The following is a 24,463-nucleotide window of genomic DNA, read 5'->3' on the forward strand; positions in this document are numbered from 1 at the left end:
TTAAAACTGTAACTGTCCGTTAGTAACTGTGAGTTTTCCGCGATAGCAGGTGTGCTGGATAGCCCCCACCAGTTCTTTACCTGCAAAGGGGGTGTTATTTGAGCTAGAAACCTGGCTATCGCGGCTAACCTGCCAGGAGGTATCCGGGGAAATAAAACACAGGTTTGCCCGTGAACCGGTCGCTATCATTTCACCTTGACCTAGAGCCTTCCCCACTTTTGCGGGAGTAATAGACATTACCCGAGCAACATCTGCCCAGGTCATTTGGTTAGTGTGTACCATCAAAGTCGATATCACCGGCAAGGCGGTTTCCAGCCCAATCATTCCGAAAGCGCCACATTCAAAATCGCAGTCTTTAAGCCGATCCGGATGCGGGGCATGATCGGTACCAACCAAATCAATAGTGCCATCAGCTAAAGCAGTGCGCAGCGCTTGAACATCACTTGCAGAGCGCAGAGGGGGATTAACTTTGAAAAGCGCCGCTCGCCCTTTTAGCTCATCTTCGCTAAGGAATAGGTGATGCGGGGTGACTTCCGCCGTAACCTTGGCTCCCTGTGCCTTACCCCAACGCACCAGCTCCACCGCGCGGGCGGTGGAAAGGTGGCAAATATGTACGCGAACATCCAAATAAAGAGAAAGCAAAATATCGCGGGCAATAATCATTTCTTCCGCTACGCCCGGCCAGCCTTTCAAGCCTAGTTCTTTCGCCAGGTAAGACTCGTTCATTTGAGAATCTTCCGTTAAACGTGGCTCTTGACAGTGCTGGGCGATTACTCCATCAAAATCGCGGAGAATCTCTAGAGCCTGACGCATCAAAAGCGGATCAAAAACGCATTTCCCATCATCACTAAAAACATTTACCTTTGCTCCGCACTCATGCATTGCTCGCAGCTGGGAAAGCTCTTTACCTGCCAAATCCTTGGTAACCGCTCCTACCGGATGAACGTCTACTCTACCCGCTTGCCGACCCAGGTTAAGAACCTGTTCTACAACCTGGGGACAATCTTGGGTGGGAGTGGTATTGGCCATAGCAAAAACGCAGGTATATCCACCTTTAGCGGCCGCAGCCGTACCGGTATCTACGGTTTCAGCATCTTCTCCGCCTGGTTCGCGCAAATGAGTATGTAAATCCACAAGTCCCGGCAGAGCAATTAGACCGTTGGTATCAATCTCTAGCGCAGTCGATTCTTTGGGCAGGGACAAATCGACACCTACCCGGCGGATTTTATCACCCTCCACCAAAATATCGGCGCGGTCTTTGCCCAGTATGCTTGCCCCGCGGAAAACTATTGCGCTCATGGCAACCTCCTAAAATCTATTCTCCCAGGTAGGTGAGGACGGATTCAGGTAGCTAACCGATAAGAAAGCCAATCACCTCAGCCGGTTTCACTGGCATGCCCGATCGCATCAAGCACTGCGTTGATAAAAGCCGGAGAGTCCGGAGTTGATATTGCCCGCGCAGTACCTACCGCCTCGTCTACCGCAATCTTCCAGGGTACATCGTCATTGTAGAGGATTTCCCAAACTGCACAGCGTAAAATCGCCAAATCCGGTTTAGGCATCCGATCCAAAGCCCAATCCTTTGAGTATTGGCTGAGGGTCATATCAATATCGAAAAGCCGATCAGCCACCCCATTAACAATTTCCGCTGAATAGTCAGGCAAGGTGGTTTGTGCCGTGCTTAGCTGCCTACGTTCAGCCACTAGCTGACGTAAATCTTCCGGGTCTTCATCAAGACCTTTTAGATTCGCTTCATAGACGGTATCAACTGCCCGTCGGCGCGCTTTAGTACGCCGAGATAGTCGATTCTTGGACACTGGCTGCTAGTCCTTGACCCGGGAAATGTAATCACCGGAACGAGTATCGATTTTAATCTTTTCGCCCTCTTCGATGAACAGAGGAACTTGCACTTCGTAACCGGTTTCTACGGTAGCTGGTTTAGTTCCTGCCGAGGAACGATTGCCTTGCAGCCAAGGTTCGGTGTGGGTAATTTGCATGACTACCGATGCCGGTAGCTCTAGGAACAGAACCTGCCCGTCATGGAAGGCCACTACTGCGCGTTGGTTTTCAATCAGGAAGTTCTTCGCATTTCCTACAATTTCAGTGGAAATCATTACCTGTTCATAGGTGTCATCGTCCATGAACACGAAATCGGTTCCATCTTGATACAGATAAGTCATATCCCGGCGATCAACGGTCGCGGTTTCTACCTTTACCCCGGCATTAAAGGTGCGATCTACAGTTTTACCGCTCAGTACATTCTTAATCTTGGTACGCACGAAAGCCGGACCTTTACCCGGTTTTACATGCTGAAACTCGACAACCTGCCACAACTGGTTATCAATTTTTAGTACCAGACCATTCTTCAAATCATTTGTTGTCGCCAACTTAACCCCCAAAAAGTCTCAATAAATCGTTTCTACTCTACTTCAGGAGGGCGGTTGATAAAAAATAGATACCTCTAGAAGGGTTTTTACTCCTTTATACCTAGGGCGGCAAGCACTTTTTCAAGCACCTGTTCAACTGATAAATCGCTAACTTCCAGGGGAAGGGCTTGCAATCGCTGCCAATTTTCGCGGCGAGCTTGTCCCATTTGCCTCAGCCAGGTTCTAGGCATCCCCAGTCCTAGGGAACGAGGACGATTCAGACCCGCTCTATCAGCCATAGTTGCTAAATCAATCACCAATTCGAGTATTTCCCGCCCCGGTAGCTCCTGTAGCTCGCGTAAAGTGAGGGGGTTGTCCAGTGCTCCAGAACCGCAATCTACGATGATATCTTCTCGCCTGTTCTCAGTTAATAGGGCGTGCATTATTTCTCGTTCTACCTGACGGAATCGCTCTTCTCCAGCTGAAATTAGTGCTGAGTGCCGGGGTAAACCCAGCTGGGCAGCAACTAAAGTATCAGTAGAAACCAGTTTCCACCCGAGTTTATCTGCCAAAAGACAAGCAATAGTGGATTTGCCGCTACCCGGTAAACCAATTAGGAATACTTTTCTGCCCACGGATTCCCCTATTTAGATACGACTGTGAGCGGAACACCGGTCGAGAAGTTCTGATTTACGGCATTGAATGCTGTTTGTAACAGCTCATAGTCGCGCAATGGTCTAACGTGCACTAGAGCGTCACTGCCGGTTAGCACCATTCGGACTACTCCCCCGCGGACTTTTTTATCGGAGGCCATGATTTTAACTAGCTGGTCGAAAGAATAATCTGGGCAACAAGTCGGTAATCCCAGAGCAGCTATTTGGCGGCGTTGCTCCTGCCCTTCCCGAGCTGACAGTAAACCTAATTCTTGGGCTACCTGGGAGGCAAATGCCATCCCGATAGCGACTGCTTCCCCATGTAACACCTGGTAGGAACTAGCTTTCTCGATAGCGTGAGCTAGGGTGTGCCCATAGTTAAGACATTCGCGCATTCCGCTTTCTTTCAAATCTTCGCTAACAACCTGGGCTTTGACCGAAATAGCTCTGCTAATAACCTCTTCAAAAACATCTGGTTGGCGGATAAGATTCTCAACTGAGTTTTCGCTCAATAGCTTCAGAATCAACTTGTCAGCAATGAAACCGCATTTAATTACCTCCGCTAAACCGGCACGCAGTTGCCGAGGAGGTAAAGAATTCAAATAATCTAACTCGCAAAGGACAGCGCGCGGCGGATAAAACGAACCCACCAGATTCTTACCCACCGAAGTGTTAATCCCGGTTTTTCCTCCAACCGCGGCATCAACCATTGCCAGCAAGGAGGTGGGAATGTTTATCAGGTCAATACCGCGCAGCCAGGTCGCCGCGCCAAAGCCTCCCATATCGGTGGTTGCTCCTCCCCCCAAAGCCACCACCGCGTCCTCACGCGAAAAATGGTTTTCCCCCAGGCAGCGCCAAACATCTTCAACTACCCGAATATTCTTTGCCCCCTCCCCATCAGGGTGTTCAAACATAACTACCGAGTGTCCCTCCTGAGTAAGCGCATTTTGGAGAAGACGGGCGTTAGCAGAAAGTGGGGGCGGAAACAGTAAAAAGACCTTACGAGCAGGATTTTCCAGCACTTGGCGAATCCTAAAGATAGCCCCGTGACCTACCGTAACCTCATATCCGTTAGCGGAAGTTACCGGGATTATGCGCTGACCATTTGCTTTAAGCGGTAGCAAATCTCGGGAAGACGATAAATCGTAATGGCAATCGGTGTTTGTATCGGTGGCGAGCCCTAAAGCCTTAATCACCTCATTAGCTACTTCCTCGATACTTCCATCAGCAAGAATCGTGAAGGTGGCAGTAGCTAAGTAGGTCTGCCGACGTTCATCTTGCAGTTTTGCTATCTTGGTGGCGGTATCAGCTGCGTGTGCTAATAGGGGACGTTTTGAATCTTTTCCGAGGCGAGCTGCTGCCTGCTGCGGGCTTACGTCTAAGAAAACTACCACTTTGTTTTTCAGGGCGTTGCAGGTTTCGCTGCGAGTAAGGGCTCCTCCCCCTAAGGAAACAACTCCGGTATCACTGCCTAATATCTGCCCGGTAACGGTTACTTCTAAATCCCGAAACCCCTCTTCGCCCCGCGAGGCAAATATCTGCGGAATCGACATCGATAATTGCTGGGAAATAACTTGGTCTACGTCCTTAAAAGAAAGCCCTAAGCGGGTTGCTACTGCCTGACCAACCGAAGTTTTTCCGCTGCCCGGCAGACCGGTAAATACTATTTGCTTTGGGTTGCTCATACTCTGGCCTCCACTCGCTGGCGGTATGCCCGCAGATTCTCACGAACTTGCTCCAGGGAATACCCGCCTATATGCTCTAAAAGTGCATCTGCAAGCACCAATGCTACCTGTGCCTGGGCGATTACCGCCCCGGGAACTACCGCGCAAGTATCGGAGCGCTGATGAATCGCTTGACAGGGCGTTCCGTTTGCTAAATCAACAGTGTTCAAAGCCCTAGGAACCGTCGAAATTGGTTTAAATTCGCAGCTAACGCGAACTATCTGTCCATTGGACATTCCGCCTTCAATTCCGCCGGCATGATTCGAGGTGCGGGTAATTTCGCCGGTTTGTCCCCGTATTATTTCGTCATGAGCCTCAGATCCCAGCAGATACGGCTGCGTACCATCCCCGATTTTCACAGTTTTTACAGAGGGAATCGACATTAGCGCTCCCGCAATGCGGGCATCTAGGCGACGATCTGCTTGTACGTGACTACCTAAACCTACCGGCACGGCGTAGGCGGCCACCTCAACCGTTCCCCCAATGGTGTCCCCATTTTGCTGTGCCCCATCTATCTGGGCAATCATTTCTTTACTGACCTGCGGGTCGGGGCAGCGCACCGGGTTATCTGCCAGCAGCGCGGCTTCTTCTACGGTTGGAATTGGGTGTTTAGCTGCTAGCGAGGCTTTACCTATCGAAGACACATAGGAGACCAGTTCAATCCCGGCTGCCTGTTTCAAAAACTCTTGGGCGAAAGCTCCCAGCCCTACCCGCATTGCGGTTTCCCGGGCACTGGCTCGTTCTAACACCGGTCGGGCATCATTAAGATCATAGGCGAGCATTCCCGCAAAATCGGCGTGTCCGGGGCGAGGGCGAGTCAAAGGTTTATTGCGGGCTATCTCGCGCTCATCGCCCTTTCCAGCGTCAATAGTTAGCGCTTGCGCGGATACCGGATCCGGGCTCATCACGGTTTCCCATTTTGGCCATTCGCTATTTTCTATTATCAGCGCAATCGGCGCACCAGTAGTTACTCCCCGAATGACTCCCCCTACCATCTGCGCTTTATCTTGCTCAAACTTTTGACGTGCACCCCGTCCGTATCCTGCCCGGCGAGCCGCCAGATAGTTTTGCACGGTGGCGGTAGTAATTTTTATCCCCGCGGGTAATCCGTCCAGGATTCCAACCAGGGCACGTCCATGGGATTCTCCCGCACTCATCCATCGCAACATGCCCCTATTTTGTCACGGAAGCTGCTATGCGAGCTTCAGCTTTCCACCAATAGGGAAATCATGGGAGCTATCCCCTTACAAACTGGGTCTTTTTTAATGAGGAATTAGCAGTAACGCAATATAGCTAGCGGTCAATACCCACGGGCCGAGCGCTAAACGCGTGCTAGCATTTGCCCCTCTTCGTAGCACCAGGTATATTGCCCAAAGTCCGCTACCAGCAATCGACAAAATCCCCATCAAGAGCAGACAATGCCAGGAAACGCAGGTAACTAAACCTACCAATACCGGAATAAGTCGCAAATCTCCTACTCCGATTCCGCGACGCACAAAAGTTCCCGGTAACAGCAGAATAAATGAACCTATAGAAACGATAAGAGCATATGCAGGTTTTTCCCACTGCCCCGTCATGAAACCCGACAAGATTACTGCCCCTATCGATAACGCCAGGAAAGCTATAGTCATCGAGCGGGGTAGCTTTTGGGTGGCAGCATCAATTACCAAAAGGACCGGACCGAGAGTTAAAAGAGGAAATAGCAGCAGCAGGTTAATCGAACCGAAACGTAAAATTACTGCGCTTCCTACGGCAACCGCGGATAGTAGACCGATTACCCAGGGTTTATTCCAGAATGCTCTCGCTCGCCCAGAAAGGCGAAAATACTTTTCTACCTTGGGTAATCCATAAGCTAGATTTCCAATTCCCGCACAGATTAGTGCCAATATGAAAACTAAAATCTGCATCTGTTCCCTTTCATCCCTAAAAGATTGCCTTTCGCATAGCTTCCAGGTTCGGGGTACGGGAGGTAAATAGTTTAACCTGCATTAATGCTTGATGTAGCAGCATTACTTTTCCTGATACGGTGCAGGCTTTGGCGCCTGAGGCTCTTTTCATTAGGAGCGTAGGAGACGGGTCGTAGACAATATCTAGCACGGTTTGAGCGGGGTTAAAAGTAACCGTTTCATAAAACTCATCTAGCACTTCGCGAGGAGTAGTAGAAATAATTAAATCTGCATTTTCAATGGTTTCGCGGGCTTTAGCCTTCGCGGATAACGGAATATAGCCAGGATTTATTCCCAAGCGGGTTGCTGCTTGCAACGCGTTACCAGCCTTGGATATTCTGCGGGCTAGTAGGTTAATCTTGGTTGCTCCCAGCTCTACTACTGCTGCAAGGGCAGAGGACGCGGTTGCCCCTGACCCCACAATTACGGCTTTTTCGGGGCTGAAATCTGGGCCCTTTACCTCTTTAATCGCTGCCACCAGACCATACACATCGGTGTTAAATCCGGCGGTGATTCCTCCGGGGAAAGGCACTACGGTATTGACCGCACCTACCGCTTTCGCCAGCCCATCAACTTGAGATAACAAGGGTATAACCGCCTGTTTCAGGGGCATAGTTACCGACAGCCCCACCAAGTTTCCTGGCCAGGGAGTTAGGAAAGATTCCAAGCTATCCTTAGTTATTTCCAAGCGGCGATAATCAATATCCAGCCCCAAATCTCGATAGGCAGCCAAATGCAAATTGGGTGAAAGTGAATGTTTAATCGGAGAACCGATTACCGCTGCCCAGGGACTTAGCGTTTGCATCTATCTGAGTTTTGGTCACACCACTGCTTGAGTTGCTCCACATTCTTGCGTTGTTCATCCAAGGTGAGAGCGAACTTGGTTTCTCCGGTATCTAGATTAACCGTGGCGAAATATAGCCACTTGCCGTCCGCTGGTTTCACCGCGGCTTTCAAGGCGGCATCGCCCACTGTGCCGATTGCACTGGGAGGAAGACCCTTATGCTTATAGGTATTGTAGGGCGTATCTTTAGCTAGGTCTTCTTTATTGGGAATACCGCCGGAGCGTCCTAGTCCGTAAACTACGGTCGAATCCATCTGTAAATATCCGTGGGTATCTGGGTTATCTTGCAGGCGGTTATCGATTACCCGGGCAACCTGTGCGTAATATTTTTCAAGATTTACTTCTTTTTCCAAGATTGAAGCTTTTATCAACACGGTGGCGCGTTCCTCGGGCGCTACCCCAGCAGTATCAAGCCGTTTAATCTGGGCTTTTACCATAATTGCGACTAAGTCTTTAGCGCTTTGATTAGTAGCCACAGTGTAGGTATCGGGAGCTAACCAGCCTTCAAAAGACTCTTCGCTTTGACCGGGAATCCCGTAATCTGCGGGATTAGCAAATGCTTCCTGTATTTGCTCGGTGCTAAAACCAGCGGTCTGTTTTAGTCGGGCTTTAATTTGTTTGAGGGTAAACCCGGGAGGAATTGTGACCTTAACATCGGCTTTTGATGCGGGATCCAGTAGCATAGCTAAAGCTTCCCTAGCAGACATCCGCTTGTGCATACGAAAACGTCCGGCCTGTACCCCTTGCGCTAGCGAGTTCTTCTTAAAAATACTCGCAAATACTTCCGCGTCTGCAATTACGCCTTGTTTTTGTAGAATTTGCCCGATGGTTTTACCGGATGCGCCCTCGGGAATTTCGATGATCACTTCCCCAGATCCCTTGCCTTCGTAATCCTCCCCACTGGAGAATATCCCGGAAACTCCCCCTAATTCTTGGGCAGCAATCACCGAAGCTCCCGTAATTAAACCGATAATCACTAAAATTACCGCGATAGTTATCGTGCGCTTCTTACGTTTAGCTTTACGCCTGGCGCTGCGACCCGAGGGCGGGGCGGGATGATTTGCCTGGTGCTCGGGTTCTTGCTCCCAATAGCTATCGAGCTCTGCGTCAGGCGCAGCTGTAGATAAAGAAGACCCTGTCGATTTTTCGGCACGACGGGAGGGAAAGTGCCGCGTTGGCGGATTAGGTTCTAACTCCCGACTCATTAGGCCTCCTCGCATTCGGGTACGCTACCGAGTGGCTTTCCGGGAGCTTTCCCGGTTTGTCGCTCGATATTTAGCGCTTGTTCCAGTATCACCACCGCAGCCTGTTGATCAACGACGCTCCGCTGTTTGCGTCCTCTCATGCCAGCAGACTGTAACTGTTGATGAGCACTTACGGTGGTGAGTCTCTCATCTACAAGTCTTATATTACAAGTCGGTAACAACTGTTCCAACTCGGCACCCCATGAGCGCACGTCAGCGGCATTTTTACCCTCTTTTCCGCTGAGTAAGCGAGGCAGACCAATTATGATTTCCTTGGCATCATATTCCGTTGCTAGCTGGGCAATCCGAAATAGTTCTTGTCCACCGTCACGGTAAACAGTCTCCACCGGCAATGCCAAGATACCTGCCGCATCGGAGCGAGCCACCCCGATGCGGTTAGTACCTAAATCAATCGCAAGTCTAACACCCGGCCGCATCAGCTATTGGCAATCTCGCGTTCAATGGCTTGCAGCGCCTCACCAAGTTTACCAGCATCTTTACCGCCACCTTGAGCCAAATCGGGGCGTCCTCCTCCCCCGCCTCCCATGGTTTGAGCAGCGACCTTCACCAAATTTCCGGCTTTAAGTCCCTTCTCCCGGGCACTAGGGGTAGTAGCAACTACCACTGAGGGACGGTCTTTAAAGATGCCTCCCACTGCCACTACCGCATTTGCGTCATGTAGATGTTGGCGCAGCGCTTCGGCTAGTACCCTCAGGGCTTCCCCCGGCACGTGACCGGCATTGAAGCTGATTACTCGCTTTCCTGCAATCTCTTTGGCAGAGGCTGCTAATTCCCCTACCCGCGATAAGAGATTTTCTTGCTGTAAGCGGTTTAGTTCTTTCTGTGCGTGGCGTAAGCGAAGTAGCGCATCATCAATTCGAGCCGGAATCATCTCCGGTTTAGTACCCATAATTTTGGCGATTTGGGTAATAAGTTCATGCTCTTTTGCCTGAAAATCAGCGGCTTTATCTGCTACTAGCGCCTCAATTCGTCTCACCCCTGACCCGATAGAGCTTTCAGACATGAGAACTACCTGTCCCAGGTATCCGGTGGTTGGCATATGGGTACCGCCGCAAAGCTCGCGATCCCAACCGTTGCCAATATCGACTACCCGCACTTCTTGACCATATTTTTCCCCGAATAACGCGGTAGCACCCGACTTTTTCGCGTCCTCTAAAGACATAATCTCGGTATTAACCGGCAGGTTCTCACGTAGCTGATCATTAATCCGGTCAAAAATCTGCTCGGTTTCACCATCGCTTAGAGATTTACCATGGTGGAAATCGAAACGTAGCCGGTTTTCGTTATTTTCACTGCCTGCCTGGGTGGCTTGAGCACCTAAAGTCTCTTGCAGAGCTTTATGGAGCATATGAGTTGCGGTATGGGAACGGGCAATGGCTTGACGGCGAGCGGTATCAATCGCGGCCACTACCTCGTCGCCCACGGTGAGCTGTCCCGAAACTAGCTGACCTCGATGTACCCGCAGACCCGCAACCGGGCTTTGCACGTCCTCTACCTTGAATTTTGCTCCTTGGAAAGAACGGATCGTGCCGTGGTCAGCAAGCTGTCCCCCCATTTCCGCATAGAATGGGGTGGCATCCAAAACGACTTCAACATTGCTTCCCGATTCGGCAGTCGGAACCGCCTGTCCATCGGCTAAAAGCCCGATAATTCTGGCGTTACAAGTGTCTTCTGAGTAGCCTACGAACTCTACTGCGTGCCCTAGTTCGTTTTCTAACTCGTGGTAAATACGAGCATCGACGTGACCGGTTTTCTTGGTACGGGCATCTTCGCGCGCCCGGTTCTTTTGTTCCTGCATCAAGGCAGTGAACTTCTCGCGATCGACCTTGATACCTCGCTCTTGCGCCATTTCGATGGTCAAATCAATCGGGAATCCATAAGTATCATGCAAAGTAAAGGCATCTTTACCTGAAAATAGCTTTTCGCCACTTTGTTTAACCTGGGATACCGCTTGATCAAAAATCATGGTACCCGATTCTAAAGTGCGCCTAAAAGCGTCTTCTTCCTCGTAGGCAACGGTAGAAATAGTTTTCCAGTCGCTGTCTAGATTCGGGTAGGATGACGCCATTACCTGCTTTGATACTGGCAGAAGCTCGGGGAATACTGGTTTTTCTACCCCCAAAAGGCGCATAGCCCGTACCACCCGGCGAATCAGGCGACGCAGCACGTAGCCGCGTCCATCATTTCCGGGACGCACCCCATCCCCAATCAGCATCAAAGCGCTGCGTACATGGTCAGCAACTACCCGCATCCGAATATCATCAGGGTTTTTAGAGGTTTCCCCTTGGGTGTATTGTTTCCCCGACAACTGTTGCGCCTTTTCAATCACCGGGAATACCTGGTCAATCTCGTACATATTGTCTTTGCCTTGCAGCAAGAACGCGAGACGTTCTAGACCTAACCCAGTATCAATGCATTTCTTATCTAGTTCACCCAGCAGCGGATAATCTTTTCCCGCTCCTTCACCGCGCAGGTATTGGTCAAATACCAAGTTCCACAGCTCTAGATAGCGATCGCCACCGGTATCAACTTCTGGACCGCCCTCGGGACCATAAGCGCTGCCTCGGTCATAGTGGATTTCTGCACACGGACCGGCAGGACCGGGCTGTCCGGTATCCCAGAATATCTCCTCTCGCGGAAGTTTTTGCAGGTGAGCGGGATCAATGCCGATTTGTTTTAGCCAAACGTCCTCGGCTTCGTCATCCTTTTCCCAAATCGTGACCCAAAGTTTGTCGCCATCTAGACCGTATTTTCCTTCGGCAACCGACCCAGTGAGCAAATCCCATGCCATTTTGGAAGCGCCCTGTTTGAAATAGTCGCCAAAACTAAAGTTGCCACACATTTGGAAGAAGGTGCCATGCCTGGTAGTTTTCCCAACTTCTTCAATGTCGTTGGTGCGGATACATTTTTGTACGCTGGCAACCCGCGGCCAAGGAGCCGGCTCGGTGCCCACAATATAGGGAATAAAGGGAACCATCCCAGCGATAGTGAACAGAATCGATTTATCTGGGGACACCAGGGGAACGGAATCTGCTAAATGATGATTTTGTTTTGCGAAATAGTTGAGCCAACGGGAACGAATCTCAGAAGTTTGCATTATGCCTCGTAATCTAGATAGGGAGGACGATTTTTAATATAAAACCAAATTTAACTAAGCGGAGTGGTCTGCGGCATTAAGGCTTCGCGCAGCTGGAATTCTCTGCCTTTAAAATCTTGCTGGAAGTTTTCATACGCGGTTTGCATCCGCTGACGTACCGGCGGAATCGAGTAGGCTATAGCTCCGAGCACCGCCACCGTAATTCCCAGTTTTACCAGTTTTTTCATTTCTTATTTGCCCTTCCGGTTGAACAGTTTGCGAGTGGCGTAGGAAAAGGCTGAAAGTTTAATTAGCGGTCCGGCAAAGGTGGAAGAAACCAAAGTAGAAACCGCCGACACATCTTGAGCAACCTGCGCCGCTGAAGTAGTGACGGCATCGACCCTAACCAGTTGGGCGTTGGCATCGCGCACCGTTTGAGTTACTTCTTTTACAGTGTCACCAGTATCGTTAGCGACCTGTTTGATTGAGCCTTGTAACTGGTCAAACACCTTTCCCAGTTTCCATAGCGGTATCGCTAAGAACAGCACTAGCAGCAAAAATGCTAGAGCGGCGATTAGTGAAGCAATCTCACCGATGCTCATAGTTTTCCTTCCGTAAAAATCCTTATATCGCTAAATTTTACCCTATCGAGCACCCAGCCTAGAACCAAGCCAGATATGCGAGATGCCTCCCGATAAATCGGGAGGCATCAGGCTGAAAGATATTTTGATTAACGCGAGTAGTGCTCAACAACCATCTGCAGGTCGCAGACCACGGGAATTTCTTCGCGCTGAGGCAGACGCACATAGGTCGCTTGGAGCTGTTCTAAGTTCACATCCAGGTAGCCAGGAACATCGGGCAATACATCGCGGTGGGAACCGGCAGCAGCCACAATGAAAGGATCCTTGGTTTGGGACTTCGGACAAATCTGGATAACCTGTCCCGGCTTTACCCGGTAAGAGGGGCAATCAACCGGTTTGCCGTCTACCAGAACGTGGCGATGTACCACGGTCTGACGAGCCTGAGGCATGGTGCGAGCAAATCCAGAGCGCAATACCAGGGCATCTAGGCGGGATTCTAGCAGCACAATCAGGTTTTCACCGGTCATGCCTTTCATCCGCCGGGCTTCCTCGAACAAGCGACGCATCTGAGCTTCGCGGATATTGTATTGGGCGCGTAGACGCTGCTTTTCCTTTAGACGAATGGCGTAGTCGGATTCGCTGCGGCGGCGAGCCCGCCCATGTTCACCCGGCCCATAGGGGCGACGTTCAAAGTAACGCTGTGCTTTAGGGGTTAAGGCAATCCCCAAAGCCCGAGATAGACGAACCTGCTTACGTGCACGCTTATTTCCCATTTAGTTTTCTCCTGTATGTTTCCGATATTTATCATTTCACCGGTCAGACCGGTGGGGTCACCACGCGGGCTAAGACCCCAGGGTTGTCTGGAGACAACTGTCTTAGGTTAGCTTATTTTTGTTCCCCATTGCCATTGGCCAAAATGCCACGAATGGTATGCAAACGCTTAGACACCAAATCTTCGTACCCGTTATCACTGGGGTGATAATACTGAGTACCAACTAAAGATGCAGGTAGATAAGTTTGCTTTACGATGTGGTGCGGATAATCATGCGCATATTTATATCCGGACACTCCCAATTTGCTAGCTCCAGGGTAATGAGAATCACGCAGCGGAGCAGGAACGCTGTCACTTTTTCCGGCGCGTACATCTTTAATGGCGGCTTCGATACCCAGATAGGAGGCATTAGATTTTGGGGCGGTAGCAACCGCGATAGCGGCCTGCGCCAAAATAATCCGTCCCTCCGGCATTCCGACCATCTGGACAGCCTGGGCAGCTGCTACCGCGACTTCCAGAGCCTTAGGATCTGCCATCCCTACGTCCTCGCTGGCGCAAATCATTATTCGCCGGGCAATAAAACGCGGATCTTCTCCCCCTTCAATCATGCGCGCCAAATAATGCAAGCTGGCATCTACATCTGAGCCCCGCATCGATTTAATAAAAGCACTAATCACGTCATAATGGTCATCACGGTCATATTTAACTACCGCAGCATCGGCGGCTAGCGAAACATCGTCAATGCTAATAGCGCTGCGGTTTTGCGCTAAAGCTCCCTCTGCCGCTGCCTCAAGTAAAGTAAGTGTCTTTCTGGCATCGGCTCCCCCCAAATCTGCCAGCGAACCTAAGACTTCTTCGCTAGCAGTAACTTTCCCGTCAAGACCGCGTTTATCTATTAGGGCGCGGCGGGAAAGCTCAATAACGTCCTGTTTAGTTAAGGGATTTAGGGTAAGCAGCAAAGAACGTGACAATAGCGGCGACACTATAGAAAAGGCGGGATTTTCAGTAGTAGCTGCCACCAGAATTACCCAAGAGTTTTCTACCGCTGGAAGCAGGGCATCTTGCTGAGATTTAGAAAAACGATGTACCTCATCTACAAACAATACGGTTTGCTTACCGGTGGCTCGTAGCTGCTGGCGTGCCTCCTTTATTACTGCCCGCACTTCTTTAACCCCGGCCGAAACCGCGCTTACCTCCACGAAATTTCGCTGCGAGGCGGTGGCAACCAGGTAGGCGAGTGTGGTTTTCCCAGTACCCGGCGGCCCGTAAAAAATAATCGAGCTAACCTGTCCGGAGCTACCTTGGGGTTTTAAAAGCCGCCGTAAGGGAGATGCCGGTTCTAGCAGGTGAGATTGCCCCACGACCTCGGCAACTGAAGTGGGACGCATTCTCACCGCTAAGGGCGCCGAGGACGTATATACAGGAATCCCCTGTTCGCTGTAAGAGGTCTGCTGGAAAAGATCCACTAGAGCATTACGTCCGAAAGATCACCGGCACCCTGGCGCACTACCTCGGGCACTTCTCCAGTGAGGTCAATAACCGTCGTAGGTAGGGGTTCTTCTACCGGTCCTTCAATAACTGCATCTAGCAGGTAACCGATTTCATCGCGAATTTCCCAGCCGTTAGCTTCTGGAACTTCCTTGTCCGGCAAAATCAAAGTAGAGGACATTAGGGGCTCCCCTAGTTCTTCTACCAGAGCCAAAGTAGTTACATGATTAGGAATTCGTGCCCCCACGGTTTTTTTCTTGGGATTAACCATAATCCGTGGCACCGCCTTGTCGCCCTTCATAATAAAGGTAAACGGCCCGGGGGTAAGCCGGTTTATCAGCTTAAACGCCGAATTATCAACGATTACCAGCTTGCCCAGTTGCTTAAAATCGTGGCAAATAAGGGTGAAGTTGTGGGTCTTGGGTAGCTTGCGGATAGTTTGAATCCGTTCCAGCCCCGCTTTATTTCCCAGTTTGCAGCCAAGGGCGTAACCGGAATCCGTGGGGTAAGCAATCACGCCTCCATCTCGAATAATGTCAGCAGCTTTCGTGATTAGCCGCGCTTGAGGATTTACGGGGTGAATATCTATATAGGCAACCATGTCTTTAGTCTAGCAACCTTAGAAAAATCGTTTGCCTGCCGTCCTATACAGCTGCCGATAAATCGTTGCCACAATGCTCTATTTTTCGTCTCCTTAACACTCTTAAAACTTTTAGCGTATTATTGACCAAGATCAGCCGGCCGGGCGGCCGCGGCTAGTGATAGTCGAGGAAAGTCCGGGCTCCATAGGACAGGATGATGGCTAACAGCCACCCGGGGTGACCCGCGGGCTAGTGCCGCAGAAAACAAACCGCCACGCCTCGCGTGGTAAGGGTGAAAAGGTGGTGTAAGAGACCACCAGGGGTCGAGGTGACTTGACTCGCTAGGTAAACCCCATCCGGAGCAAGACCAAGCAGCAAGCCAGGTTGTCCGCCTTTAGCTTGCGGGTAGGTTGCTTCAGGCGTGCGGTAACGTACGTCGTAGATAGATGGTCGCCACTGGCTTTGCCAGTACAGAACCCGGCTTATAGGCCGGCTGATCTACTATTTTTGTTCCCTCTTGGTAAACAAATCCTCGATTTGTTCCGCATAGGCAGCTCGAATCCGGTCGCGTTTGATTTTTAGCGAGGGCGTAAGCATCCCATTTTCGATAGTCCAATCGGTGGTAAGCACCTTGATCTTACGGATAGATTCCGCCCTTGATACCGCCCGATTGGTACGCTGAACCGCCCGCTGCAAGGCTTCCAGTACCCGGGTATCTCGAGCCGCGCGGGTAATGTCCATCTGCTCGATTCCATGATTCTTTAACCAGGTAGGAAGCATTTCTTTGTCGATAGTGACCAAGGCAGCAACGAAAGGTTTATTATCGCCAACTACCATAACCTGTGAAATCAGCGGGTGTCCTTTAAGACGTTCTTCTAGGACGGCGGGGGCAACATTCTTGCCGCCAGCAGTAACAATGATCTCTTTGGCGCGCCCGGTAATTTTGACATTCCCATCTGCATCGATTTGCCCAAGATCTCCGGTTTTGAACCAGCCGTCCTCGGTAAAAGCTTCCTTGGTGAGTTCTGGTTCCCCATGATAGCCCCGCATAATCGAGCCGCCCCGGGCTTGCAGCTCTCCGCCCTCTCCTAGGCGTACTTCGTTACAAAGAAGCGGCTGCCCCACATACCCGGTTTTGTTCCCTATCCGCTCGGACATGGTTAGCGGACCGGTGGTTTCCGTAGCACCGTATCCTTGCAGGACTTCGATTCCACATCCGATAAAGAAGCGACCGAGACGTTCAGCCATGGGTGCACCTCCAGAAACGATTCCCTGTAGGTTGCCCCCTAGCAGTTTACGGATTTTATTTAGAACTAGCTTACGTGCCAAAGCTATCTTTATTTTGTGAGCGAAAGTGATCTCTTTACCCGATTCTTGCAGGCGCGCCCAGTGTTCCGCAGTGCGGGCAGCCAGGCGGAAAATCCTAAGCTTAATTCCCGAACCAGCGGTGGCATCAGCAGCGTTATAGACTTTTTCTAAAACGCGAGGCACTACTAGCAAAGCATTGGGCTTAAAGGTTTGCATATCCTGGACGATGGTTTTGGAATTGGGCAAAAATGCGCCAGTTCCATGACCAACCAGCTGCTGATACCCCAAGAATCGCGCGAGTACATGGGCTACTGGCAGGAAGTAAATAACCCGCGCCCCCGGATCAAAAACCCATTCATTCCAGCTACGCTTTTCGATTACGGAATTCATAGGGCGAAGGAAGTTAGCGTGAGTCATTTCAACGCCTTTAGGACGTCCGGTTGTCCCGGAAGTAAACACAATCGTGCAAAGATCCTCTAGCTGTATCTGTTCCAGGCGCTGATCTAACTGGGCAGGGCTAAGCGCGCGACCGTGTTCCAATAATCTAGTTAAACCAGAATCATCTAAAGAGAAAACCTCCGAGATTTGTCCGGCAAGTTCTGGTTCTTTAGCTAATTGGCGCACCATTACAGCTTGCGCCGTAGTATCGGTAATTACCGCCTTTACCTGTGCTTTTTGGGTAATCCATTTGATTTGTTCATAGGAGTCAGTTTCATAAATGGGAACGGTAACTAGACCGGCAGCTTGGGCTCCCAAATCCATAATCATCCACTCGTAGCTGGTTGAACCTAAAATAGAGACCGCTTCTCCGGGTTTAAGCCCCAAGCCTATCCAGCCAAGACCGGCGGCACGAATATCGCTGGCTAATGCGGAAGCAGATATTTTTTCCCAGGCAGCCCCTAGGGCTGAGGGGCGCTCTACCGCAATTTCACGAGGGCGTTTGCGCCCACGGTCTAATACAGCTGCGACCACCGAGGTGAATTGCATTAAATCGATAAGCGGTGCTCCCATTGGCGAATCTCCAATTCATAATAGATTACGCTTCCGTAGGCTAGCATAGGAAACTTCATTTAGCCGCCTAAGTAGGTAGTTTACGGGACTTTTTTACCTTGCATATCCCAAAATACCTGCTAATCCTGTAGCTGCAAGAGATAGGATAATCATAACGTTTCTTAGGTTTCCTTCCTTAAGTAAAGAGGAAATAACTAACGATTGCTATCAAGAAATCGTCGGCGGTTTGTTAGGAAGCCTGCTAAACAGGTAATCAGACAGCTATTCCAAAACCTTAGAGAAGTTGCCGAAGATATTGCCCGGTGTAAGAAGTCTTCACTTTTGCTACTTGTTCCGGGGTTCCTTGGGCGACCAAAGTTCCCCCGCCGTCTCCGCCCTCGGGACCTAAATCAATTACCCAATCGGCACACTTAATCACATCCAGATTGTGTTCGATTACGATAACCGAGTTGCCCTTGTCCACCAAGGACTGCAGAACCAGCATTAATTTGCGAATATCTTCCAGGTGTAGCCCGGTGGTGGGTTCATCGAGGACATAAATAGTGCGTCCATTGGAGCGGCGCTGGAGTTCACTGGCTAGTTTTACCCGCTGGGCTTCCCCACCGGAAAGAGTGGTGGCGCTTTGTCCGAGACGCAAATACCCTAATCCCACCTCAACCAGGGTGTTCAAATGTCGGGATATCTTGTTGATTGGCGCAAAGAATTCTGCCGCTTCGCTGATTGGCATATCGAGCACTTCGGCTACTGATTTACCCCGGTATTTGATCTCTAAAGTTTCCTGGTTATAGCGCGCCCCCTCGCAGACTTCGCAAGGTACATACACGTCCGGCAGGAAGTTCATTTCAATCTTAAGCGTGCCATCTCCTTTACAAGCCTCGCAGCGCCCTCCTTTGACGTTGAAGGAAAAACGGCCCGGACCGTATCCGCGCAGCTGCGCCTCGGGAGTTTGGGCAAAGAGGGCGCGCACCGCGTCCCACACCCCGGTATAGGTGGCGGGGTTAGAACGGGGATTGCGTCCAATCGGACTTTGATCTACGTGCACCACCTTGTCCAAGTGTTCGATACCTTCAATTCCTTTATGGCGACCGGGAACTACTTTTTTGCGTTGCAACTTTGCCGCTAAAGCCTCATACATTATCTGGTTAATCAAAGTAGATTTTCCAGAACCAGATACCCCGGTGACCAGTACTAACTTACCTAGAGGGATCGAAACGTCGAGATTTTTCAGGTTATTTTCCCGCGCCCCAATAATTTTTATTTGTCGATCTTTTTCAATCTTGCGCCGTTTTTTGGGGACTGCAATCTGCTTTTTACCGGTTAGATACTGTCCGGTAAGAGAGCGCTTACAGTCAGCAATCCCCGCTACCGGCCCCGAGTAGAGAACCTCTCCCCCATGTTCTCCGGCAGCCGGACCAATATCGACTATCCAGTCGCTAGCGCGGATAGTGTCCTCGTCATGTTCTACCACCAATAAAGTGTTTCCGAGGTCGCGGAGCTTCTTTAGGGTTTCGATTAGCTTGTGGTTATCGCGCTGGTGCAAACCAATTGAGGGCTCATCCAGCACATAAAGTACCCCTACCAGGCCGGAACCAATCTGGGTAGCCAGGCGAATCCGCTGGGCTTCGCCCCCGGAGAGCGTGGCTGCTCCCCGCGCCAAAGTTAAATAGCCTAGGCCCACGTCTTTTAGGAACTGTAACCTGGCTTTTACCTCTTTAAGAATCGGTTCGGCAATCTTCTTCGCCGCCCCCTGTAAGCGCAATTTAGATAAGTAATCACTGGAGGCAGTGATAGACAGCTTCGTCAATTCTGCGATATTCAGGTCTCCGATTCTCACCGCCAATACTTCCGGCTTTAGACGGTCACCGTGACAGGTAGAGCAGGGAACTTGGCGCATATAACCCTCGTAACGCGCACGCATTACCTCGGATTCGGTTTCCTCCCGTTTGCGCATAATCCAAGGAATCGCGCCCTCGAACCCGGAAGAATAGGTGCGCATCCTGCCCCAACGATTCTTAAACTTTACTTTTACCTGGTAGTCGCGTCCTTTTAACAGTGCTTTCTTTTGGGAGGACGAGAGGTCGCGGAAAGGGGTGTCTAGGTCGAATCCAAGCTCTTTCCCTAGCGCGGAAACCATGCTGAGCAGATACTTATTCTTGGTGGACCAGGGGGCAATCGCGCCCTCAGAAATTGAAAGCTCCGGGTTGGGAACCACCAGTTCCGGATCAACTTCCAGGTGAGACCCTAGCCCTGAACAGTCTGGACACGCTCCATAGGGGGCATTGAAAGAGAAGGTGCGGGGCTCTATTTCTTCAAGCTGCAAGGGGTGATCATTGGGACAGGCACGATTTTCAGAAAAACGCCGATAACGATTTACATCCGTCTCCTCCAAGTCTACAAAATCGATTACCACCAGCCCTTGCGCTAATTTAAGCGCGGTTTCTATCGAGTCGGAAAGCCGGGTCCGCACCCCTTCTTTTATAACCAGGCGATCTACGCGCACAAAAATATCGTGCTTAATTTGGCGTTCTAGCTTGGGGGGCTGGGTCAGACGCACGGTTTCCCCATCCACCACTGCCGCCGAGAACCCCTGGGTTACCAAATCGGCAAATAGCTCGCTGTATTCGCCTTTGCGTCCGCGTACCAGTGGAGCTAAGACCTGAAATCTGGTTTTTTCCGGCAAAGTCAGCAGCTGATCAACGATTTGTCCCGCGGTTTGTGCCTGAATCTTTTCCCCGCACACCGGACAGTGGGCTTGCCCAGCGCGCGCATACAGCAAACGGAGATAATCATAGACCTCGGTAATTGTACCTACGGTAGAACGCGGATTACGGGAGGTGGATTTTTGGTCAATAGAGACTGCGGGGGAAAGACCGCCGATAAAATCCACATCCGGTTTATCCAGACGACCTAAAAACTGGCGGGCATAGGAGGAAAGAGATTCCACATAGCGGCGTTGTCCCTCGGCAAAAATGGTGTCAAATGCCAGCGAGGATTTCCCCGAGCCAGACAGCCCGGTAAACACCACCATCTTGTCACGCGGAATCTCAATGCCTACATTGCGCAGATTGTGTTCGCGTGCCCCTTTAACTACCAGTTTTTCATCCACACCTCTATCCTACGAACAAACGTTCTATTTTGCATTTTTGCAGATAGTTAAGCTTCCTTTTCTTTGGTGACGTCCCAGCTGGGATCAGATTCGATCCCTTTTTCGACGAGCTTGGGGTCAGCTGAAAGCGGAGTGCGCGGTTTCGGATAGCGCTTGTCCTGTTTCCACCAAGGCATCCACCCGACATATCCGTCTACTGGCGGCTGCTGCGATTCTGGTTCGAACCCCAGCTGGGAGGGGGTTTCGGGAATGAAATCAGTCAAGAAATACTTATCCTTATCATCCGCGTAGAGTTTCACCACTTTCCTAAAGGCTCCCAACTCGAAGAACAGGCAGTTTGTCCAGGGGTTACGGTGATGTTTCTTCATCTTGTAGAGCCAATAGACAAACAGTGCCACATTAGAGAGCAATGCCAACCAGGCACATACGATATTAGCCGTCGGGTTCATAGTGGCGTAGTTGGTCATGATAGAGGGGCGCACCAAGAGTTCCGGGAAGATATTATTAGCCGCAATCCAAAACATCAAAGTGAAACAACGGAACCAAATCCATTGCCCTTTCGCCCAGGTAAAGGCGGGAACCGTACAGGCGAGCAGTAACGCCAAAGTGCAATACCAGGTGTAATCCGCGAGCGAGTTGTACAGGAAAGAATGATTCCACAGGTCATAGGCAATAATCCACGGCCAGGCCATATCTGCCCAGATAAGCCCCTGTACTTTTCCTTTCTTCGACGAGGAAATAAAGATTTTACCCAGCCCGGTAATGGTGATAATGTTTAGCACTCCGGCGGCGGCTGATAGTAGGTTCCAGTAACCGCCGATGGTGCGGAATCCGGTGGAAGGATCGATTCCGACTCCGCTGGCTTTAAAGGCGTCGGCGGCGGCTTGATACCAGGCAACAGAACCACTAGCAGCGGTAATGTCACGGGTTTCTGGCAATCCTTCAATCATGGAGATCGAGCGGGAGGAATCAATATCCATTAGGCATTGGAAGTTGGTGGCGCAGGCGCGGTAGGTGTCGGCTTCAAAATAGATGGTGAGGTCGCGAATATTGGCTTCCATGATGTTTACTGCCAGCCCAATCCAGAGGGCTACCCCGAACCAGATGGCGTAGCGGCGAGCTTTTAGGGGGTTGTGTTTTCCCCAATGCAGCAGGAAAGCGGTCATAGTCGCGGTAGCGAGCATGATGATGAATTTTCCAAAGGGGAACCAACCCACCATGGGAACCCCATGGATAATCACGTAGGGAATCAGGAGGACACCACCAATAGTCCAGAGGGCAAAAGCAGTCAATGTCCAGCGGCGATGCATTTCTGCCACCAGCATTTGGAGAACGAATATTAGAATCCAGAACAGGTAGACCCAGATTGATCCTACTTCCCACAAAAATCCCATGAGAGTTCCTTTTGAACCGGGCGGCACTGCCTGGTCACTTTGAGCTTACTTATTACCTTTTATATTTGCCACTAGCTGCGAGTATGGCTTTTGGATATTCCTTTTCAAAAGACGTTACTATTCATCAGAAAGTGGTAAATTTAATGGTAACGCAGGACTGACGAAGATGTTACCTGTTTGGAAAAGTTAAGCTACGGAGAAGAAATATGTCTGTTTTTAACGCTCGTATTGGAAGTATTTTGCGCCTAGGCGCAATTGGGGGCAGTGTCGTCCTCGGCGGAATGCTCGGCTTCAGTCAGTTTTCGGGCAAAGCTACCAAAGAGGAAAATGAGTGGCACTATCCTTCCGATGACTTGATTGACCGCTGTTATTCCAATGGTCGCTCCTCCACTTACGCGATTAATATCGATGCTCCCGCCTATGCGGTGTACCGGCACCTAAAACAGCTAGGTTGCGACAAGGCGGGCTCTTATTCTTCCGAGTTTTTGGAACGTACTTTTGCCCGGCTACCTTTCTTTAATTCCTACGAAATTCAAGAACAGTGGCAAGGGTCAGACGCTTTAAAACCGGGTGATATAGCAGCTTTTGACTTCACGGGTATGTCTATGGAGTGGGCAGACGTAGTCCCTGGTAAATATCTTTCCCAGTGGGTAGATACCAAGCATCCACCGCGGGCACCGGGCTCTTTCGCTTTCCGCTACCCGGGAATGAAACACTATGCGGCTGCCTGGTGCTTCTATCTGATTCCCCTCCAAGGTAATCGTTGCCGGTTAATCAACCATTGGCGGATCGGATTTGAACCCGACACCAAGTTCGCAGCTGCGATTAACTGGATAAATATCGAGCTTATCGGGGGCTGTATGGCGCACCTACAGAACCTATATGTAAAGCGGGTTGCCGAGTTCCGTAAAAAGCCGCAGTGGCAAGGACGGATTAAGCGGGCAGTGCTGGGAGGTAAGCTCTTCGGCTACGACACTCCGGCAGGACGTTGGGATGGCACCGAACTTTACGAAGGTACTCACAACCAATGGCTGCGCTATGGACGGCAAGACCCGGCAGTGAACGAGGTACGTCCTCCAGTAACCGATAATCCCGCCTGGCCACCCTCTTCCGCTGACTCTCCCTGGGCCAAGGTAGTAGATAGTGACTATTTCACAGATTGGGAAGAACCAGAGTTCTCTTGGGAGGAACAGATTCGCCAAAAGAAAGAGAAAACTTATCTTCCCAACTGGGGTAAAAGGACGGCGAAATAACTGATGAAACCGGATTATCCTACCCTGTTCTTTTTTGAACTGGGGCAATGGTATGACTATTTGATGCTAGTGGTGGTGATTGCCGCCTTGGCGGTGATGGCCTGGTTGGCTATTCGCTATAAATGGGTCGCGATTGCCGTATTTATCGTGATTCCGGTGGCACTGACAATTTTTTGGTGGCCTACTTCGCGCGCCGGTACTAACTCGGACGGTTGGTTTCCGATAGTAAAACAGTACTCAGCGCTAATCGGCTCCCTATCACTGGTAGCGTTGCAATATTTCCCCAAGCTACGCACTAAACGCTGGTATTTATGTATTCCCCCGCTGATTTTGGCGGTGAATATTATCGAGGCCGTAATCCGCGATTTCCAGTGCTATTCGATTCACGGGGTGGATCCCTCCCAAGGAATGGTTACCTGGGGCGGACCTTGGAACATTATGAACGGAATCGCGGGAATCCTAAATTTCCTCATGATTTCGGGCTGGATGGGAATCTACGTATCCAAAGGTAAAAATAAGCAAATTATCTGGGGCGATCTGACTGTTGGTTGGATTATCGCCTACGATTTGTGGAATGTTGCCTACGTATATAACTGTCTAGCTGACCGCGCCTGGTATTCGGGGGTAGCTTTGCTCGCCGCTTGCACAATTCCCGCTTTCTTGCCCTTTGGGAAAGGGGCTTGGATTCAATACCGAGCCTATACCTTGACCTTCTGGTCGGCGATAGTGCTAACTTTCCCGCACTTTATGCAAGATTCCATGTTTGCTCACCGCAGCGCCCACAACCCGACTGCGATGCTATTGCTCTCGGCAGCAGCTTTAGTGGCTAATGTGGCGGTGTTCGGATACCACATTTATAAGGTACGTTCCACCAAACGTTCCCCTTTCACCCAGGAAGTTTATTGGGACACCCCCTACAACTTGCAGATTGCCCGCGAAAACGGAGGTAGAACCGAAAACTAAAAAACTTCTCCTCCCCAGGAGGATACCGTAGAGCCTGCCACTTCGATTATCTTAGCCATTTAGCTGATTTTAGTGGCAGGCTCTATTTATATATCCAACGGTTTATCTGTCTCAAGGAGGGGGAGGTATTTT

Annotated in this window: 21 protein-coding genes and 1 other RNA gene; 3 read left to right on the plus strand and 19 right to left on the minus strand. The window is 50.6% G+C overall.

Going from position 1 to position 24,463, the window contains the following annotated elements; genetic code table 11:
- The 16 genes from QZT94_RS03365 to QZT94_RS03440 form a co-directional block, all read right to left on the minus strand.
- Positions 1-1,299 (minus strand): dihydroorotase, encoded by a 1,299-nt coding sequence (locus QZT94_RS03365; protein ID WP_296762358.1) that lies wholly within the window; start codon positions 1,297-1,299, stop codon positions 1-3.
- Between the two features lie 77 nt (positions 1,300-1,376).
- Complete coding sequence (gene nusB, locus QZT94_RS03370) at positions 1,377-1,817, minus strand: transcription antitermination factor NusB (protein WP_270625770.1); 441 nt, start codon at positions 1,815-1,817, stop codon at positions 1,377-1,379.
- Between the two features lie 6 nt (positions 1,818-1,823).
- Entirely contained in the window at positions 1,824-2,387 is a 564-nt protein-coding gene (gene efp / locus QZT94_RS03375; RefSeq protein WP_270625772.1) for an elongation factor P, read from the minus strand.
- Between the two features lie 86 nt (positions 2,388-2,473).
- Positions 2,474-3,001 (minus strand): shikimate kinase, encoded by a 528-nt coding sequence (locus QZT94_RS03380; RefSeq protein ID WP_296762361.1) that lies wholly within the window; start codon positions 2,999-3,001, stop codon positions 2,474-2,476.
- Positions 3,002-3,009: 8 nt separating this feature from the next.
- Complete coding sequence (aroB, locus tag QZT94_RS03385) at positions 3,010-4,704, minus strand: 3-dehydroquinate synthase (RefSeq protein ID WP_296762363.1); 1,695 nt, start codon at positions 4,702-4,704, stop codon at positions 3,010-3,012.
- A complete protein-coding gene (gene aroC / locus QZT94_RS03390; protein ID WP_296762365.1) occupies positions 4,701-5,912 on the minus strand; it encodes a chorismate synthase in 1,212 nt (403 codons plus the stop codon). Before aroC ends, aroB begins: the two co-directional genes overlap by 4 nt.
- Positions 5,913-6,005: 93 nt before the next feature.
- On the minus strand, positions 6,006-6,650 hold the full coding sequence (locus tag QZT94_RS03395; RefSeq protein ID WP_270625777.1) for a prepilin peptidase: 645 nt from the start codon (positions 6,648-6,650) through the stop codon (positions 6,006-6,008).
- 16 nt (positions 6,651-6,666) lie between these two features.
- On the minus strand, positions 6,667-7,494 hold the full coding sequence (locus QZT94_RS03400; protein ID WP_296762368.1) for a shikimate dehydrogenase: 828 nt from the start codon (positions 7,492-7,494) through the stop codon (positions 6,667-6,669).
- Positions 7,482-8,738 (minus strand): endolytic transglycosylase MltG, encoded by a 1,257-nt coding sequence (gene mltG / locus QZT94_RS03405; RefSeq protein WP_296762370.1) that lies wholly within the window; start codon positions 8,736-8,738, stop codon positions 7,482-7,484. The genes QZT94_RS03400 and mltG overlap by 13 nt, the downstream gene beginning before the upstream one ends.
- Positions 8,738-9,214, minus strand: coding sequence for a Holliday junction resolvase RuvX (ruvX, locus tag QZT94_RS03410; protein ID WP_270625784.1), 477 nt, complete (start codon positions 9,212-9,214; stop codon positions 8,738-8,740). Before ruvX ends, mltG begins: the two co-directional genes overlap by 1 nt.
- Positions 9,214-11,895 (minus strand): alanine--tRNA ligase, encoded by a 2,682-nt coding sequence (alaS, locus tag QZT94_RS03415; RefSeq protein ID WP_270625786.1) that lies wholly within the window; start codon positions 11,893-11,895, stop codon positions 9,214-9,216. The genes ruvX and alaS overlap by 1 nt, the downstream gene beginning before the upstream one ends.
- Before the next feature lie 50 nt (positions 11,896-11,945).
- Positions 11,946-12,122, minus strand: a complete 177-nt coding sequence (locus tag QZT94_RS03420) for a hypothetical protein (protein WP_270625790.1) — start codon at positions 12,120-12,122, stop codon at positions 11,946-11,948.
- Between the two features lie 3 nt (positions 12,123-12,125).
- Entirely contained in the window at positions 12,126-12,476 is a 351-nt protein-coding gene (locus tag QZT94_RS03425) for a DUF948 domain-containing protein (protein WP_072509636.1), read from the minus strand.
- A gap of 128 nt (positions 12,477-12,604) precedes the next feature.
- The gene (gene rpsD / locus QZT94_RS03430; protein ID WP_072509635.1) at positions 12,605-13,228 is read right to left on the minus strand and encodes a 30S ribosomal protein S4; all 624 of its coding nucleotides are present in this window, start codon (positions 13,226-13,228) and stop codon (positions 12,605-12,607) included.
- Between the two features lie 112 nt (positions 13,229-13,340).
- Positions 13,341-14,693, minus strand: coding sequence for a replication-associated recombination protein A (locus QZT94_RS03435; RefSeq protein WP_296762375.1), 1,353 nt, complete (start codon positions 14,691-14,693; stop codon positions 13,341-13,343).
- A complete protein-coding gene (locus QZT94_RS03440; RefSeq protein WP_270625794.1) occupies positions 14,693-15,316 on the minus strand; it encodes an L-threonylcarbamoyladenylate synthase in 624 nt (207 codons plus the stop codon). The genes QZT94_RS03435 and QZT94_RS03440 overlap by 1 nt, the downstream gene beginning before the upstream one ends.
- A gap of 132 nt (positions 15,317-15,448) precedes the next feature.
- Here QZT94_RS03440 and rnpB point away from each other — a divergent pair.
- Positions 15,449-15,797: RNase P RNA component class A (gene rnpB, locus QZT94_RS03445), an RNA gene on the plus strand.
- On the opposite strand, the gene QZT94_RS03450 is transcribed toward rnpB, so the two are convergent.
- The 3 genes from QZT94_RS03450 to QZT94_RS03460 all read right to left on the minus strand — a co-directional run bounded on the left by QZT94_RS03450 (position 15,798) and on the right by QZT94_RS03460 (position 22,115).
- Positions 15,798-17,615, minus strand: coding sequence for an AMP-dependent synthetase/ligase (locus QZT94_RS03450; protein WP_296762378.1), 1,818 nt, complete (start codon positions 17,613-17,615; stop codon positions 15,798-15,800).
- A gap of 274 nt (positions 17,616-17,889) precedes the next feature.
- Entirely contained in the window at positions 17,890-20,721 is a 2,832-nt protein-coding gene (uvrA, locus tag QZT94_RS03455) for an excinuclease ABC subunit UvrA (protein WP_296762380.1), read from the minus strand.
- Between the two features lie 47 nt (positions 20,722-20,768).
- Positions 20,769-22,115, minus strand: coding sequence for a DUF5692 family protein (locus QZT94_RS03460; RefSeq protein ID WP_296762382.1), 1,347 nt, complete (start codon positions 22,113-22,115; stop codon positions 20,769-20,771).
- Between the two features lie 281 nt (positions 22,116-22,396).
- On the opposite strand from QZT94_RS03460, the gene QZT94_RS03465 reads away from it, so the two are divergent.
- Positions 22,397-23,368, plus strand: coding sequence for a hypothetical protein (locus QZT94_RS03465; RefSeq protein WP_296762432.1), 972 nt, complete (start codon positions 22,397-22,399; stop codon positions 23,366-23,368).
- A gap of 3 nt (positions 23,369-23,371) precedes the next feature.
- On the plus strand, positions 23,372-24,331 hold the full coding sequence (locus tag QZT94_RS03470; RefSeq protein ID WP_296762384.1) for a DUF5692 family protein: 960 nt from the start codon (positions 23,372-23,374) through the stop codon (positions 24,329-24,331).
- Positions 24,332-24,463: the final 132 nt, after the last annotated feature.

It is taken from the genome of Varibaculum sp. (assembly GCF_008661855.1).
Taxonomy (GTDB): domain Bacteria; phylum Actinomycetota; class Actinomycetes; order Actinomycetales; family Actinomycetaceae; genus Varibaculum; species Varibaculum timonense_A.